The 16,020-nt window shown below is 71.6% G+C and carries 16 protein-coding genes and 1 pseudogene; 6 read left to right on the forward strand and 11 right to left on the reverse strand.

The features are described 5' to 3' along the window. The first annotated feature begins 107 nt into the window (after positions 1-107). Positions 108-1,598: a UDP-N-acetylmuramoyl-L-alanyl-D-glutamate--2,6-diaminopimelate ligase gene (locus BHU15_RS02345; RefSeq protein WP_069625614.1), complete on the forward strand. Its 1,491-nt coding sequence runs from the start codon at positions 108-110 to the stop codon at positions 1,596-1,598. A 2-nt stretch (positions 1,599-1,600) separates the two neighbouring features. Here the strand turns inward: BHU15_RS02345 and BHU15_RS02350 are convergent, their stop codons facing one another. After that, positions 1,601-1,981 (reverse strand): nuclear transport factor 2 family protein, encoded by a 381-nt coding sequence (locus BHU15_RS02350; protein ID WP_069625615.1) that lies wholly within the window; start codon positions 1,979-1,981, stop codon positions 1,601-1,603. Positions 1,982-2,199: 218 nt separating this feature from the next. Between BHU15_RS02350 and BHU15_RS02355 the strand changes: the two genes are divergently transcribed. Beyond that, positions 2,200-3,051 (forward strand): NmrA family NAD(P)-binding protein, encoded by an 852-nt coding sequence (locus BHU15_RS02355; protein WP_069625616.1) that lies wholly within the window; start codon positions 2,200-2,202, stop codon positions 3,049-3,051. A gap of 72 nt (positions 3,052-3,123) precedes the next feature. Then, a complete protein-coding gene (locus tag BHU15_RS02360; RefSeq protein ID WP_023536543.1) occupies positions 3,124-3,585 on the forward strand; it encodes a DUF5954 family protein in 462 nt (153 codons plus the stop codon). 73 nt (positions 3,586-3,658) lie between these two features. Here BHU15_RS02360 and BHU15_RS02365 read toward each other — a convergent pair whose 3' ends face one another. The 5 genes from BHU15_RS02365 to BHU15_RS02385 form a co-directional block, all read right to left on the reverse strand. Beyond that, a complete protein-coding gene (locus BHU15_RS02365) occupies positions 3,659-5,395 on the reverse strand; it encodes a transglycosylase domain-containing protein (RefSeq protein ID WP_079127830.1) in 1,737 nt (578 codons plus the stop codon). A gap of 80 nt (positions 5,396-5,475) precedes the next feature. Then, positions 5,476-6,795 carry an ATP-binding protein gene (locus tag BHU15_RS02370; RefSeq protein WP_069625618.1) on the reverse strand — a complete coding sequence of 440 codons (1,320 nt, stop codon included), beginning with the start codon at positions 6,793-6,795 and terminating at the stop codon, positions 5,476-5,478. Positions 6,796-6,807: 12 nt separating this feature from the next. Continuing rightward, the gene (gene cseB / locus BHU15_RS02375) at positions 6,808-7,536 is read right to left on the reverse strand and encodes a two-component system response regulator CseB (RefSeq protein ID WP_069625619.1); all 729 of its coding nucleotides are present in this window, start codon (positions 7,534-7,536) and stop codon (positions 6,808-6,810) included. Next, positions 7,533-8,303 (reverse strand): hypothetical protein, encoded by a 771-nt coding sequence (locus BHU15_RS02380; protein WP_069625620.1) that lies wholly within the window; start codon positions 8,301-8,303, stop codon positions 7,533-7,535. Before BHU15_RS02380 ends, cseB begins: the two co-directional genes overlap by 4 nt. Before the next feature lie 175 nt (positions 8,304-8,478). Beyond that, positions 8,479-8,721 carry a hypothetical protein gene (locus BHU15_RS02385; protein ID WP_069625621.1) on the reverse strand — a complete coding sequence of 81 codons (243 nt, stop codon included), beginning with the start codon at positions 8,719-8,721 and terminating at the stop codon, positions 8,479-8,481. Positions 8,722-9,053: 332 nt separating this feature from the next. Here BHU15_RS02385 and BHU15_RS02390 point away from each other — a divergent pair, with 332 nt between their 5' ends. Next, positions 9,054-9,464 (forward strand): DUF3592 domain-containing protein, encoded by a 411-nt coding sequence (locus tag BHU15_RS02390; protein WP_135067470.1) that lies wholly within the window; start codon positions 9,054-9,056, stop codon positions 9,462-9,464. Positions 9,465-9,470: 6 nt separating this feature from the next. On the opposite strand, the gene BHU15_RS02395 is transcribed toward BHU15_RS02390, so the two are convergent. Beyond that, positions 9,471-10,337: an NAD(P)H-binding protein gene (locus BHU15_RS02395; RefSeq protein ID WP_069625623.1), complete on the reverse strand. Its 867-nt coding sequence runs from the start codon at positions 10,335-10,337 to the stop codon at positions 9,471-9,473. Positions 10,338-10,418: 81 nt separating this feature from the next. On the opposite strand from BHU15_RS02395, the gene BHU15_RS02400 reads away from it, so the two are divergent. Both BHU15_RS02400 and BHU15_RS02405 read left to right on the forward strand, forming a co-directional pair. Beyond that, positions 10,419-11,372, forward strand: a complete 954-nt coding sequence (locus tag BHU15_RS02400; RefSeq protein WP_069625624.1) for an AraC family transcriptional regulator — start codon at positions 10,419-10,421, stop codon at positions 11,370-11,372. Positions 11,373-11,412: 40 nt separating this feature from the next. Further along, the gene (locus tag BHU15_RS02405; RefSeq protein WP_069625625.1) at positions 11,413-12,234 is read left to right on the forward strand and encodes an NAD(P)H-dependent oxidoreductase; all 822 of its coding nucleotides are present in this window, start codon (positions 11,413-11,415) and stop codon (positions 12,232-12,234) included. A gap of 77 nt (positions 12,235-12,311) precedes the next feature. Here BHU15_RS02405 and BHU15_RS02410 read toward each other — a convergent pair whose 3' ends face one another. From BHU15_RS02410 to BHU15_RS41045, 4 genes and pseudogenes are all read right to left on the reverse strand, one after another. Beyond that, positions 12,312-13,034, reverse strand: a complete 723-nt coding sequence (locus tag BHU15_RS02410; protein WP_069625626.1) for a chitinase — start codon at positions 13,032-13,034, stop codon at positions 12,312-12,314. 219 nt (positions 13,035-13,253) lie between these two features. Then, the gene (locus BHU15_RS02415) at positions 13,254-13,769 is read right to left on the reverse strand and encodes a lytic polysaccharide monooxygenase auxiliary activity family 9 protein (RefSeq protein ID WP_023536531.1); all 516 of its coding nucleotides are present in this window, start codon (positions 13,767-13,769) and stop codon (positions 13,254-13,256) included. Between the two features lie 353 nt (positions 13,770-14,122). Next, the gene (locus tag BHU15_RS02420; protein ID WP_079127829.1) at positions 14,123-15,310 is read right to left on the reverse strand and encodes a hypothetical protein; all 1,188 of its coding nucleotides are present in this window, start codon (positions 15,308-15,310) and stop codon (positions 14,123-14,125) included. A gap of 321 nt (positions 15,311-15,631) precedes the next feature. Next, positions 15,632-16,020 (reverse strand): annotated as a pseudogene (locus BHU15_RS41045) (nucleotidyltransferase domain-containing protein); the annotation flags it as partial.

Genomic DNA, 16,020 nt, shown 5'->3' on the forward strand with positions numbered 1-16,020 from the left:
GCAGCCCGCCGCACCCGCGCCCCACCCCGCGACGCCCCAGCGTGCCGTCGGCGCCTCCACGGAGAGCGCCGCACGGCGGCCGAGCCGTCCCTTCGAGAGGATCCCCTGTGAAGCTGAGCGACCTGCTCGCCGGGCACGACCACGAGATTCTGCGGGGCGATCCCGAGACGGTCATCACCGCCGGACTCTGCTTCGACGCCCACCGTGTGTCACCCGGATCGCTGTTCATCGCCGTCCCCGGCCATCGCGGGGGCGGCCCGGAATCCGTCGGACCGGCGCTCGCGCGCGGCGCCGTGGCCGTGCTCGTCGACGCGGCGACCGCCGAACTGCCGTTGGCCGCCCGGGAGTCGGGCCCGGCCGTCTGCGTCGTACGCGTTCCGGACACCCGTACCGCCGCGGCGGTCGTCGCCTCCCGCCACCACGGTGACCCCGGCCTCGCGATGGACATGATCGCCATCACCGGGACCAACGGCAAGACATCGGTCTCGTACATGGTCGAGTCCGTGCTGCGGCTCGCCGAACAGGCCGTGGTCGGTGTCATCGGCACCGCCGGCAGCCGCATCGGGGACGAACTCATCCCCATGCCCCGGTCCGTGCTGACCACCCCGGAGTCGCCCGACCTCCAGTACCTGCTCGGCGTCATGCGCGACCGCGGCACCCGCACCGTCGTCCTGGAGGCCACATCCATGGGGCTGTTGACGCACCGGGTCGACCACACGTACATCGACGTCGGTGTCTTCACCAACCTCACCCAGGACCATCTGGACGACCACGGCACCATGGCGAACTACCGGGACGCCAAACTCCGGTTGTTCCAGGGGCTTTGCCGACGCGCCGTGGTGAACGCCGACGACCCGGTGGGCGCCCGGATCGGGGCGCTCATGCCCGGCGCGGTGACCACGTACGCGCTCGACGCCGACGCCGACTACCGGGCCACCGACCTCACGATGGACGCCTTCGGTACGCGCTTCACACTGCACCACGAGGGGCGCAAATACCCGGCGGCGATCCCCGTGCCCGGCCGGTTCTCCGTCGCCAACGCGCTCGCCACCGTCGCCGCCTGCCACCTCCTGGGGCATGACCTGCGCGGGCTGGTCGCCGCGCTCGACCGGATGCCGCCGATCCCCGGGCGCTTCGAGCGCTTCGAGACCCCGCGCGGCACGTCGGTCATCGTGGACTACGCGCACTCCCCGGACTCGCTCGACAAGGTGCTGAGCACCATCCGTGACTTCGCCAAGGGACAGGTCATCACCGTGTTCGGCTGCGGCGGCGACCGTGATGTCACCAAGCGCGCGGAGATGGGCCAGATCGCCGGTACCCACTCCGACCTGTGTGTCCTCACCTCGGACAACCCCCGGCACGAGGACCCCGAGGCGATCCTCGACCAGATCACGCCCGGTCTGGCCGCCACCGGCACCCGCTTCGAGCGGTACGCGGACCGGCGCGCGGCCATCGAGTTCGCCCTGTCGGCGGCGGGCGCGAACGACATCGTCCTGATCGCGGGGAAGGGCAGCGAGCCGTACCAGACCGTCGGGGACACGCTGATCCCGTTCAGCGACATGGCGACCGTACGCGAACTGGCCGCCGTACAGGGCTGACCTCAGGGCAGCCGTTCGGCGAGGGCGCTCAGATGGATGCCGACGAGCCGCCACCCGCCCCCGGCCCCGTCCCTGACAAGGAACTGGGTCGCGCGGAAGCGTCCGTCGGCGTCCCGGCCGTCGACGATGCTCTGCTGGCTCTGCACCCCGATGGCCACCGCCGACTCGCCGTGCCGCCGCACCTCCACCTCCGTCCAGTCGAAGGCGTCATGGATGAGGTCGCCCGAGGCGTACCGCTCCAGCCACTGCTCCTTGTCGAGGACGAATCCACGGGGACCGACCCCACGGAAGTCGTCCGCGAGCAGCCGGTCCAACGTGTGGACGTCACCGCCGAGTTCGGCCTTCTGCCACCGCCGGGCGAACTCGGCCAGCTCCCTGTCCATGATCTCTCTCCCCGTCTCCCGCGTGTCTCGCGTCGTCGCTCAGACTCCACCCGGCACGGCCCACCGCGCATCCACTCGCCGGATGGCCCCGCACTACTGCGCGGGGAGTACCGGGGGACCGACCGGCGGGACACGTCACCGAGCGGTGTAGACGCACGCTTATGCGCGTGAGATTCGTGGCCATGTCCGGCGGGCCCGCCCCGTACTTGACTGAAGGCATGACACAGAACACGCACAACACCCAGAACACAGAGGCAGCGGCGGCGCGGTTGACCCTGGTCACCGGCGGTACCGGCAAGACCGGGCGGCGCGTGGCGGCGCGGCTCACCGAGCGCGGACTGCCGGTCCGCGTCGGCTCACGCGGCGGCGAGATCCCCTTCGTATGGGAGGACCCCGCCACCTGGGACGCCGCGCTGGAAGGCGTCGGAGCCGTCTACCTCTGCTACTACCCTGACCTCGCCTTCCCCGGCGCCGCCGAAGCCGTCGGGGCGTTCGCCGAACGCGCCGTGGCCAAGGGCGCGCGCCGGCTGGTGCTGCTCTCCGGGCGGGGCGAGGAGGGCGCCCGGATCTCCGAGGACAAGGTGCGCGACAGCGGCGCGGACGTGACCGTCGTCCGGGCCAGCTGGTTCAACCAGAACTTCGACGAGGGCTTCTTCCTCGAGACCGTACTCGCCGGAGAGCTCGCACTGCCGACCGGAGACGCGGTCGAGCCCTTCGTCGACGTGGACGACGTCGCGGACGTCGCCGTCGCGGCGCTCACCGACGATCGCCACATCGGCAGGACCTACGAACTCTCCGGACCCCGGCTGCTCGGCTTCACCGAGATCGCCGCCGAGTTGTCCAATGCCACCGGCCGTGAGATCACCTACACACCGGTCTCCCTGGAGGACTACCGGGACTTCCTCGTCTCGGTGGGCGCGCCGGCGGACTTCGCCGACCTCTTCGAACTGATCAACGACGGGCGCAACGCGCACCTCGTGCACGGTGTCGAGGAAGCCCTGGGCCGTAAGCCCCGGGACTTCACCCAATTCGCCGCGGACACCGCGCCTACCGGCGTGTGGCAGCCCTGACCCCGCCGTACGCACCTCGGCATATAGCGGAATCCCCGCGCCCGGCGCTGCCCCGTGCGGCACGCTTGGGGTATGGACGCGAACGCAGATGACGGATTCGACGACGCGGCGGCCCGGCGGCTGCTGGAGGTCGGGAAGCGTGAGGAGGAACTCCGCGAGGAGTTCCGGGTGGACGGTCCCGACTGGGAGCGGATGTCCGTGTCCCACTACACCGCCTACGCCGCGATGATCCACGAGGAGGGCGGCTGGCGGCAGTTGTTCCCGGCCGTGCCCTTCGAGGAGGAGGCCCGGCTCGATCTCGGCGCCGTCCTGCGCGCGCGGGGCGCGCACGCGGGGGAGTTCGCCGGCCGGTTCGGCCGGGCCGCCGACGCGGTGGAACGGGGCGAGGACCAGGTGATCATCGCGGAGGACGTGTTCCGGATGGTACGGGTCGAGCAGACGGTCATCATGACGAGCCACGGCCCGCAGCCGCCGCAGGCCGGCGACCGGGAGTTTCCCGACGAGCTGGACGAGCGGCCCGGGGCCGGTGACTGACGAGACGCGTACGGTGTGCGCCGTCCCGCCTCCGAACGGGGGTGGGGCGGGCCGGCGCATACCTGACGTACCGTCAGGAGTCTTGCCCCGGCGCCGGTTCGGGCACCGTCGACGCGAGATAGGCGCCCCAGATCCGGGCGGCCGGATTGTCCTCGATGCCCTTGATCGCGACCTGCTTCCCCGTCTTGGCGCTCTCACCGAACAGCCCGATCGACGTCAGCAGACCCGGCGCGGAGCCGATGAACCACTCCGCCTTCCGGTCGTCGGTACGGCCCGAGGCATCCGTGCCGCCACTCGCGTCGGCCGCCTCCAGCAGCGGCGGCACGTTCTTGTCCGGCCAGAGCGCCCCACCGGCGCGGGCCTTGCCCGACAGCGACGCGTGCGCGTACGTCGCCGCCAGGCTGCCGATGACCCGGTCGCCCGTCGCGTCCGGCGGATCGACGGTCTTCTCGCCGCGCCGCGCGGACTTCACGACCGACGGGGTGACCTTCCTGCCGTCGTTGGCGAGCGTGGCGTGGACCCCCGCCATCTCCAGCGGGCTCGCGCCCATCAGCCCCAGCGACAGCGCCTGCGGAGCGGCGAAGCCGGCCGGGTCCGCCGTCATCCCCAGCTTCGCGGCGGTCTTCTTGACGATGCCCGGATCCAGCGCGCGGCGGCGGCTCTCCTTGGCCTCGATCTGCGCCGCGAGAACCACGGGCGCGAAGGTCGGCCCCGCCTGGTAGTCGGCGCGGGTCGCGTTGTTCAGATAGTGCTTGAAGTAGTCGTCGCCGCCGTACAGCGCCACCACGCGCCCGCTCTTCGGATCCACCGACACCGCGCCCACCTGCCGGTCCGGATCCCGCCGGGGCGGACCGTCGCCCGGCGCGTCGAGCCCGGCCGCGACCGCGTCGCGCAGCGCCCGCTGCCTCTTCGGCTCGATGTTCAAGGTGATCCGCCAGCCGCCGCCCGCCAGTTCCTGCTCGCCGACGCCCGAGTCGATCAGCTCACGCCGCGCCACGTCCACCAGATAGCCGGCCTGACCGGCCAGCTCCGCCGACGCCTTGGGCGCCACGGGCACCGGGAAGCGCATCCGCCGCCGGTCGTCCGCGTCTAGCCAGCCCTCGCCGACCATGTTGTCCAGCACATAGCCCCAACGCGCCTTCGCCAGCTTCTTGTCGGCGGGGGAGGCGACGGCCCAGTCGTACTGACTGGGTGCCTGGAGCAGCGCCGCGAGGTAGGCGCCCTCCTCGATGCGGAGATCCTCGACCTCCTTGCCGTAGTAGGCGCGCGAGGCCGCCTGGACGCCGTACGCGAGCCGCCCGTAGTAACTGCTGTTGAGATAGCCCGCGAGGATGTCGTCCTTCGAGTTGTGCCGGTCCACCTTCAGGGAGATGAACAGCTCCTTCACCTTGCGGCTGACCGTCTGTTCCTGGCTGAGGTAGTAGTTCTTCACGTACTGCTGGGTGATGGTCGAGCCACCCTGCTTGGCGCCGCCGGTCAGCGTGTTGAAGACGCCGCGCGCCGTGCCGGACACGGAGACACCGGAGTCGCTGTAGAAGTCCTTGTTCTCGGCGGCGACAAAGGCCCGCCGCACGTCCTCGGGCACTCTGTCGAGCGGTACGGACTCACGGTTGACCTCGCCGGTACGGGCCAGCCGGGAGCCGTCGCTGAACAGATAGACATTGCTCTGCGCCTTCACCTGCTCGTTGGGTTTCGGGATGTCGATGACCAGATACAGCAAGGTGAACGCCCCGATGATCAGGAAACACAGGGTGGTTAAGGCGGCCAGGGCCTTGCGCCAGGTGAAGAGGCGGCGGATACGCATACGCATGGCGTCATCCTCGGCACCGAAGATCTTCGTCAACGCGAAGAGCCGTGTCGGCCGCCGCTCGGAGTTGTATCAGCCGCGTATCAGAGCTCCGCCGGGCCGGCCGGGTCCGCCCCGGCGGGCGGCGGGACCGCGGGCAGCCGGAGCGTGGCGAGGGCGCCGCCGTCGGGCGCGTCGCCGAACTCCAGCGTGGCGCCGATGACTTGGGCCTGACCGAGCGCGATCGTGAGACCGAGCCCGTGCCCCGTACCGCGCTCGCGCGCGCCGGTCCGAAAGCGCTGCGGACCGTCGTCGAGCAGCGTCCTGGGGTAGCCGGGGCCGTGGTCCCGTACGGTCACGGTCCTGCCGTCGCCGGACACCGTGACCACGACCGGGGCCCGGCCGTGCCGGTGCGCGTTGACGACCAGATTGGTGAGGATGCGCTCAAGCCGTCGCGAGTCCGTCCGCACGGTCGGCGCCCCCGCGTCCCCGTCCGCATCCCCGTCCGCGTCCCCGTCCGCGTCCCCGTCGGTGTCCGCCGTTTCGTCCGCTCCCACGACGGTCGTCGCCGGTCCGCTGCGCGCCACGACGTCGCGAACCAGCGGCCCGACCGGACACGGCGACATGTCCGCGTGCTCGGCCCCCGCGTCCAGCCGGGATATCTCCAGCAACTCCTCGACCAGCGTGCCCAGCACCCGCACCCGGTCGCGTACGTACCCGGCCGCCTCACCCTCCGGCAGCAGTTCGGCCGCCGTCACCAGACCCATCAGCGGCGTGCGCAGCTCGTGCGCCACGTCGGCGGTGAACCGCTGCTCGCCGAGGAGCCGCTTCTGGAGCGCGCCGGCCATCGTGTCCACGGCCGTGGAGATGTCGGCGATCTCGTCGCGGGGCCGAGGCCCCGCCGCGATCCGCGCGTCCAGATCCCCGGCGGCGATCCGGCGCGCGGTCCCGGCGGCCGTACGCAGCCTGCGGCTCATCCGCCCGGCGGTCAGCACCCCCAGCGGCAGCACCACGGCGGTGGTGATCAGACCGGCCACGACGATGCTCGCGTCGAGCGCGCCGATGTCGCGCATCGTGGTCGTCAGATCGACCCGTACGGACAGCACCCGGCTCCCGGCGGGCCGTGCCGCCCACATCGCGGGCCCGGCCGGTCCGGTGGTGAACTCCGTTCCCCGGCGGCCCTGTTCGACCAGATCCCGCAGATCACCGGGCAGCCCCGGCGCGTCGAGCGCCGCGCCCGAGCCCTGGACCTCGCCGGTACGGGTGTAGGTCACCGCAGCCCTGTCGAGGGTGACGCGCGCGGACTCACGCGCCTGCGACAGCTCACGATTACGGGAGAACTCGTGGACCAGCACGCCGACCGCTGCCGCGACCGCGCAGGCGGCCGCCGCCACCAGGGCCGATATCCGCCATCGCAGAGCCATCCAGGAGCCCCGTCAGCGCCGCAGTTTGTAGCCGAAGCCGCGGACCGTCTCGATCCGGTCGCCGCCTATCTTGGCCCGCAGACGCTGCACATGGAGGTCGACGACGCGGGTGTCACCGTGCCAGGCGTGGTCCCACACCCGGCTCAGCAGGGTGCGGCGCTCCAGCACGACTCCGGGTGAACCCGCGAACTCCAGCAGCATCCGCAGCTCGGTGGGTGTCAGCGCGACGACCTGTCCGGCGCGCCGTACCTCCATGCCGCGGGTGTCGACCGTCAGATCACCGAAGGCCAGCACGGCGGAGTCCGCCTGCGGAGCCGCGCCCGCGCCGGGCGGCGAGAACGAGACCCGGCGCAGCAGGGAGCGGATACGGGCGACGAGCACCGCGCTCTCGCAGGGTTTGACCACGTAGTCGTCGGCGCCCGCCTCAAGACCGGACACGACATCGAGGGCGTCGCCGCGCGCGGACATCATCAGGATCGGTGCCAGGCTCAACTCCCGCACCCGGCGGCAGAGTCCGATGCCGTCGAGGTCGGGCAGCATGACGTCGAGCAGCAGCAGGTCCGGATCGGTCTCCCGGAACATCTCCAGCCCCGTGAGCCCGTCCGCCGCCGTGGACACCGTGAATCCGTACCGCTCCAGGAGCATCCGGACGGTGTTGCGGATCACCTCGTCGTCCTCGACCAGCAGCAGATGGGACTCGGCCGCCGTCGCGGGCCGGGACAGATGTGCCGGCCTCGTCACGGTGCCGGCTCCCTGGTGTCCGGGCCGGGGCCGGTGCGCTGTCGTGGCACGGCCGAGGCGTCCTGCGGCACCGGCTTCTCAGGAGCCAGCGGGTCGGCCGCCTGCGGGGTGTCGTCCGACCTGCGCCACGGATTCTCGACGGTCATCACCTCACCGTTCCACCGGTAGCGGGTGGTGACCCGGCCGGTCTGACCCACCGACGTGAGGATCAGATCCGTGCCGAAGGTCTCGCCGGTGAGCCCGACGGGGCCGAAGTTGATCAGGACCGGGCGCACGGTCTCGCCCGACGCCCGGTAGACCTGGATGAGCGTCAGCCCGGAGGCCGGTTCGTCCAGCGCCACGACCAGCTCGTCCAGCCCGTCGGACGTCAGGTCCTTGTAGACGGGATCGCGCAGACCGCAGGTGGGGCCGGGGCAGCGAGCCAGGGCGGCCCGCACGAAGTCCGGCACGTTGGGATCCTTCGTCAGCAACCGCCGGACCGACAGCTTCCTGAGGCCGCCCGTCGGCACGGTGACGTCGTCGACCGGCAGATACCGCTGCGAGGTGTGCTTCTCGGGCTCCCCGTCCGCCGGGACCGGCGGCGCGTAGTCGGGCCACAGCGGCGCGGAGCTGACCGGCGGCGACAGACTGGGCGCCGGGCCGCCGTCCCGTGCCCCTGTCTCGGACGCACAGCCCGCGGCGCCCGCGAGGGCCGACACGACGGCCACAGCGGCAAGGACGACGGGCCGGCCGCGCCGTGCGGGGCCGGAGTGGGGGAAGCGGCGCATAGATGGGTCAGCGTACCGGGGCCGCTCTCCCGAACACGCCGGGGGACAGACCCGTAACCCTGCCTGAGCCCGTGGCGCGGGCAGTCGCGGACGGCGCGCTCAGGGCAGTCGCTGGCTGCGACTGCCCTGAGCGGTGTGAGCCGGTGCCGTCTCCGCACCTGAGTGGGGGGTTGACTCAGGCGGCCGACGACACCGCCTCAACAGCGGGGGTGCGCAGGGCCCGGTGGGCGGTGGCCACACTCGTGACGACCGTCGCCGCCGTGCCGGTCCCTACGATGGCCGGCCAGATCCCCGGTCCCTGGTCGGGCAGGACGGCGTCGACCCGGACGAGGCTGAACGGGACGGCTTCGGCCAGGGCGGCGACCGTACCGAAGAAGACGCCGGTCACGGTCAGCACCAGCGACTCGACGGCGACCATGCCGAGCACCTCGGGGCCGCCCGCCGCCTTGCCGACCTGGTCCAGGCACAGGCTTCGTCGCTCCCGGCCGGTCCGGTCCTGCTCTTCCGGCGAAACATGATCGTTCCTCCCCCTGGGACACTCTCTGTGCCGCGGGTAAGAAGTTACGCACGATCGCGGCGGGGCACATGGGGCGTACGACCCTGGTCTGGGGTGTTGCTGAGTACACCCCTACCGCCGGAGCCCGACTGCCGCATGTACCGGCGGAGGCAACCGGCCGCCACCACGACCCGTCCTGACCTGTACCGAAGTTGACCGGCGGCCCCCAGCGGCGCCGAGAGGGAGTGTGCTCCGTGCCTGACTGGTTGTTCCCCCTCGGGTTCGCCGTCGTCGGCGCCATGGTCTTCGTCGTCGGATGCGTCGGCCTGTGGCGCTCGCTCGCCCTGTGGCGCGACGGAGTCCGCGCGTCCGGCCACATCGTCCGGCTGGAGACGACGGCCAACGGGCAGGGGAGCCGGATCCACCGCCCGGTGGTCGGCTGGGTCACCGGTGACGGCCGCCGGATGGAGGTCGAGTCGACGTACGGCCGGTCATGGGTGGGCAGATTCCGGCCCGGCGCCCCCGTCCGGCTCCGCTACGACCCACGGCGGCCGGAACGGATGCGGATCGAGGGCTACGGGCACGGCGTGCAGGTGGTGTTCATGCTGGTCGGCACCGCGTTCATGGCGGGCGGGATCTCGGTGGCCCTCCAACTGGCGCGCTGACACGCCCTAGGGCGTACGCCAGAGCCCCCGCGCCGCCGCCGACTTCACGAAGTCACCGAAGTCACGGGGCTCCCGGCCGAGCACCCTCCGTACGCCGTCGGAGACATGGCTGTCCAGTCCCCGGCGCAACGGGGACAGCGACTCCGCGAAGTCCGCCGCCTCGGCGGCGGACAGGCCCTGCTCCCTCAGCTCGGCCATGAACTCCCCGGGCGACAAGGGCACATAACGGATCTCGCGCCCGGTCGCCGCGGAGATCTCGGCGAGCGCCTGGTCGATCGTCAGCGCGCGGGGCCCCGACAGCTCGTACGTCCGCCCGTCGTGGCCGTCCTCGGTGAGCGCGGCCACGGCGACGGCCGCGATGTCGTCGGCGTCGACGAAGGAGGCCGCGCCGTCGCCCGCGGACAGCCGGAGTTCACCGGCGAGGACCGCGTCCCGGAAGAAACCCTCGCTGAAGTTCTGCGCGAACCACGACGGCCGCACGATCGTCCACATGGTGCCGGCGCCCAGCGCGCGCACCGCCGCCTCGCCGTCGACATGCGTCGGGCCCGCCGTGCTCGCCTCCCCGGCGTACCCCGGCACATCCACACCGCGCCCCGACAGCAGCACGATCCTCGCCACACCGCGCTCCACGGCCCGCTCGACGAATGGCCGCGTCAGCGACTGCCCGTCGAACGGCACGACGTACACCGCCGTCACACCCTCCAGGACCCCGTCCCAGGTCGTCCGGTCCGTCCAGTCGAAACGCGGCTCACCGCCCCGCGACGCCACCCGCACGGCGGCCCCGCGCTCACGCAGCAGGGCCGCCACCCGGCCGCCGGTCGTACCCGTGCCGCCCACCACCAGAATCAGTTCGTCCCGCTTGTCATCGCTCATGGGGCCAGTCAAGTCTCCCCAGCTGAGACGATCCATGGCTGTCGGACTCACTTCGATGTCTGAACGTCTACGCTGACCGGCATGGATGTGCTGACGGACCTGCTGGACGGCGTACGGGCGCGCGGCGCCCTCCTCAGCGTCGCGGTCATGGCCTCGCCGTGGTCGGTCCGGTTCGCCTCCGGCGCGCCGCTCACGCTCGCCACCGTCCTGCGCGGCCAGGCGTGGCTCGTCCCCGCCGAGGGCGAGGCGAAGCTCGTACGGGCCGGGGACATCGCGCTCGTCCGGGGCTCGGCGCCGTACACCGTCGCCGACGACCCCGGCACCCCGCCGCGCGTCGTGATCGAGCGGGCCGCCTACTGCGGCAGGAGCGATCCGGCCGCCGTCCCCGCCGCCGACGGCGCGACGGTGCTGCTCAGCGGCGCGTACGAGAACGAGGGCGGTGTCAGCGAACGGCTGCTGCGCGCGCTCCCGCCCGTCCTGGTCGTCCCGGACGCCGACCGCCACTCGCCGCTGCTCGCACTCGTGGCCGCCGAGACCGCCCGCGACAGCCCCGGCCAACAGGCCGTCCTGGACCGGCTGTTGGACCTGCTGTTGATCTCCACGCTGCGCGGCTGGTTCGACCGGCCGGGGACGACGGCACCGCTCTGGTACCGGGCGGCGGACGACCCGGTGGTCGCCCACGCGCTGCGGCTGCTCCACGACCGTACGGCCGATCCGTGGACGGTGGCGAAGCTGGCGGCCGAGACGGGGGTCTCGCGCGCCGCGCTGGCCCGCCGTTTCACCGCGCGGGTGGGCGAGCCGCCGATGACCTATCTGACCAACTGGCGCATCTCCCTGGCGGCCGACCTGTTGCGCGGCACGGACGACACGGTGGGCGCCGTCGCCCGCAAGGTCGGCTACGCCAACACCTTCGCGCTGAGCGTCGCGTTCAAGCGGCTGCGGCAGGTCTCACCGAGCCGGCACCGGGCGAGCACCGGGGGACCGCCTCCCGGGCCCCGGAGCCACCGACGGGGCACCAGTAGCCTGGAGGATTGATCAGCACTGTTCTCGTCCCAGGAAAGGAAGGTGGTCGGCCGTGCGGGTGCTCTGGCTGTACGCCCACCCCGATCCGCGCTCGCTGAACGGCGCGCTGCGCGACGAGGGGATCGCCGTGCTCCGTGAACACGGGCACGAGGTGGTCGAGTCGGACCTGTACGCCATGGAGTGGAACCCCGTCGTGGGCCACGGCGACTTCCACCACGACCCCGACGAGCGGCTCGACGTCCTCGAAGAGTCGCAGCGGGCCCTGGAGACCGGCACGCTCAGCGAGGACATCCGCCGGGAGCAGGAGAAGCTCCTGTGGTCGGACACCCTCGTCGTGCAGTTCCCGCTCTGGTGGTTCGGGCCGCCGGCGATCCTCAAAGGCTGGTTCGACCGGCTGTTCGTCCAGGGCTTCGCCCAGGGCGTGCTCGACCCCGGGACCGGCCGGGCGCAGCGCTACGGCAGCGGCGGACTCGCCGGCAGGCGCGCCCTGGTGGTGACGACGGTCGGCGCCAACGCGGCGACGACCGGACCGCGCGGCATCCACGGTGACATCAACGAGGTGCTGTTCCCGCTGCTGCACGGCACGTTGTGGTATCCGGGCATGACGGTGGTGCCGCCGCTCGTCGTCAACGGAGCGGTCAAGCTGTCCGACGCGCAGTACAAAACGGCCGTCGGGCAGATGCGGCAGCGGCTGCTGACGATCGAGGACACGGAGCCGATCCCGTACCGGAGTCAGAACGGCGGCGACTACGACGACCATCTGCTCCTGCGCCCCGACCGGGCGCCGGGCGAGGAGGGCATCCACATCCACTACGCGGGCGGCGGCATGGACGAGCGGTGCGAGCGCACCGGCGGCGACGAGGCCGACCGGTAGCGCGAGGGGCGAGGGGTGGCACCGCCGTCGTCGGCGGTGCCACCCCTCGTCGGTGTCCAGACGGCCCAAGGGCCGCGTCAGCAGCTGAGATTGCCGCCCGTTTCCACACCGAGGATTCCGGCGAACTGGGTGTACTTGTCAATACGGCTCTGCACCTGGCCGGGGTTTCCGCCGTTGCACTCGATACTGCCGTTGATGCTGCGGATGGTCTCACCGAAACCGGCGCCGTTCACCATCGCGTTGTGCGGTGTCATCGTGCCGGGACCGCTCTGGGTGTTCCAGTACCAGAGGCCGGTCTTCCACGCGACGGCGGAATCGTTCTGCACGAGGTCGGGATTGTTGAGCAGGTCGATGCCCAACGCGTCCCCGGCCGCCTTGTAGTTGAAGTTCCAGCTCAGCTGGATCGGCCCGCGACCGTAATACTTGTCGGTGCCGGCCGGGCAGCCGTAAGGCTGTGAAGCGTCGCAGTAGTGCGGGTAGTTGGCGGTGTTCTGCTCGACCACATGGACGAGTCCACCGGTCTCGTGACTGACGTTCGCCAGGAATGCCGCGGCCTCCTGCTTACGTACGGTGTCACTGCCCGTCCCGGTGAATCCCGGATACGCGCTCAACGCGGCGTTCAGCCCGCCGTAGGTGTAGAAGGGATTCTTGTTCGGGAACATCTGGTTGAACTGCGATTCGCTGACGATGAAGTCGGCGGCGCCCTTCTCGGCGGCGGACGAGAAAGGAGCGAGCGACGTCAGGGAGAGAGCGGCGGCCGACGCGGTGGCGGCGAGCAGGCCGATAAGGCGCTTGCGCAAGGGATTCACTCCTTGGACGGGCCTCGGAACATGCCGCGGCCCGGGGTGTGGGGGGTGGGTCGAGCGGCGCCGGTGAGCCCCTTCTCGCAGTTCAGGGGGCTCACCGGCGCGGAGATCGGACACGGTCCGGCGCAGGGAGGGGCACCGGTGGAACGCGTTGTACCGGTCAGGGTTTCTTCGGCGGAGGGATCGTGGTTACCGGCTCCGCGGGAGAATCCGTCAGCCGATGTTCACGTCGATGCACGTGTAGAACGCGTTCGTGGTGTCCGCGATGTTCCAGACCGCGAGAACCTTCTGCTTGCCCGAGATGCCGCCGAAGTTGACGTTGTGGGTGACCGTCGCTCCGGGCTGCGCGCCGCCGTCGTTGAATTCCGCGACCTTCTGGCCGCCGACGAAGTACTGCCAGGTGCTGGTGGCGTGCCGCGCGGTGATCTTCCAGTTGAAGTTCTGGCTGGAGCCGATCGGGGTCACCGCCCAGCCCTTGTTGTCGTCGTCCAGTTCACCGAAGCGGGAGTTCCCGCCACTGCAACTGGTCAGGCCCTTGGGGCCTTCGACGCTCTGGGGCTCGTACTTGATGTCACCGCAGCTGACGGTTCCGGCGGCGCACTGGGCCTGCCGGCTCGGCGGGTCGGAGATATAACCGTGGGCGCTCGCGGAACCCGCGGGAAGGCTTATCGCGACGATCGGCGCGATCACCGCACCGAGGGCGACGGCCAGCTTCCTTTTCGAGTGCATGTGTTACTCCTTCACATCAGGTCTTCCCGGGCCGTATCAGTCCGTGGGGGGACTTGATCACGGCTCGGGCGGGCCTCTCAGGTGTGGGGCCAAGAGGCGCGAAGGGCGGTGGTGGGCGGCCTTGTCCGAAGGCGGCGATTGGCGCCCGCATTCGGCAAAGGTCTTTACCACTTGGCCTAGACCATACAGGCCGCCGCGTTCACGTCAAGAGCCCTGTGTGAATGATCAGTTGGACCGGCGGCGCCCCTCCGGCCGGCCGGGCGGACGGCGGAAGGGGCGCCGCGACACGACCGTCCCCCGCTCGTGGTCGGTGACAGACCGCGAACGGGGGACGGGGTGTGAGGTGCGGATTCTCAGGCGTCGTTGGCGATGCCCGCCGTTCGCGCCGGCCTGCGCGGCCCCTGCCCGATCGCCTTCTGGACCGCCTTCTGACGGAGCATCAGCGCGACGCCGGAGAGCACCAGGGCGACCGCGGCGAAGCCCACCGCCACCAGACTCGCCCAGCCGAAGTCCGCGCCCAGACTGCTCCGGAGCAGATCGACGGTGCCGAGGCCCGACAGCGAGTGGGCCGCGATGATTCCGACGGCCGTGGCCGCGCTCGCCGCCCAGATCCGCGCCGTGTCGGCCACCGCCAGCCACACGCCGAACACCAGGCAGAGCGCGGTGACGACGAGCGCGACGGCGTCCGCGTACCCGCCGGACCGCAGAGCGGCGAAGTCCGTCGGCAGATGGATCACACCGCAGGCCAGCAGCGCGGCGGCGGCGGGCCAGCGCAGCGGGGACTCCACGGAGGAGCGCAGGGTGAACGATTCCGTACGACGATTTCGGGCGCCGCCACGGGGGCGGCGGTCGGCGGCCGGGGCGAGGCGCGGAACCTCGGGCGGCGGACCGGCCGGCGCGCTCGTCCACGGCGCGACGTACTCGGGCGAGGGCGAGGGCGCGGACGCGGGCGAGGGAGCGCCGCCGCGAGCGGCGCGGGCCGCCTGCTCCTCGAAGCTCTCGCGGTCCTCGCGCTCGTCCTTCTCCGGGGAGCCCGCGTACGCGTCACGCCGGTCCTGTTCGGCGGGCCGCGCGAACAGGGTCGGCGCCGGCTTCCCGCGCCCGTTGTCCCGGTGGGCGGTCGCGAAGGGCGGCTCGTTCTCGCGCGTGCCGAGGAACGACACCAGTTGGGCCACCTCCTCGATCGGCCGGCCGACGGCCGCCGCGCGCAGCGTCGTATCGGCCTCGTCGATCTCGTGCGGCGGCTCGTTCAGCATCCCGACGAGCTGCATGACCTCGTCTATGGGACGGGCCACGGCGGCGACCCGCAGGGCCTCGTCACCGGGGTTGGGCACTTCACCGGTCCGCTTCAGCAGCATCACCAGCGCGGCCACTTCCTCCAGCGGCCGGTACGTGGCGGCCGTCCAGAGCAGCGTGCGTATGGGCTCTTCGCCGGACTCGTCGACCGGGTCCCGCGATCCGGCGCGCCTCTCGGCGTCCGGACGGACCGGCTCTTCGTAGTAGTGGTCGTTGTCGGAGGGGGTGGTGGGGTCGAGCGGCATGGCGCGGCTCCCTTGGGTCGAACGTCACGGGTGGGCACACACCGTGTTGGTCACGGTGCGTGAACGGCACGCACGCGCTGTTTCAACAAACCCACACCTGTCCGCGTTGCGCCATTCGAACGCCGGTATATGTGCGGCATCCGAGGGGCCGCAGGCCGCACCCCCGACCGCCGCAGCCCCTCGGCGGCACGCTCAGTACGCGGAAACGGAGGCGAACAGGGCCTCGGCCTCCGCGACCGAGCCCGCCAGCTCCCCGGGATCCGTGCTCAGCCCGGAGGTGATCATGTCGACGTCCCGCAGCCCCGCCCGCCGCAGCAGCNNCCGCCAGCACGGCGTGCGCCGTCTGCGTCGCGGCGATGGCGAGATTCCCGACGACCTCGGTGAGCCGGCCGTGCGGAACGTGGTTGGCCTTCGTGTACGCGAGGGTCATACGCGCGTTGCCGAGCCAGCGCTCCGGCGCGGTCCGGCGCAGCGCGGCCGGATAGTCGGGGCGGGGGAGCTCACCCCGCAGCACCCGGTTGATGCCCAGCTCGGCGACGACCAGATAGCTGGGGATACCCGCGAGATGGAACATCAGCGGCTCCAGGTGGAAGCGGCCCTCCCGCGCCTCGGCCAGTTCGTGCTCGACGACGGCGAGATCGCGGTAGTGCACGTCGACACTGCGCCCCTCGATCGTCAGCCACGCCCCGCCGTTGAACACCCCGCCGCCC

It is taken from the genome of Streptomyces niveus, from assembly GCF_001723055.1.
GTDB lineage: Bacteria > Actinomycetota > Actinomycetes > Streptomycetales > Streptomycetaceae > Streptomyces > Streptomyces niveus.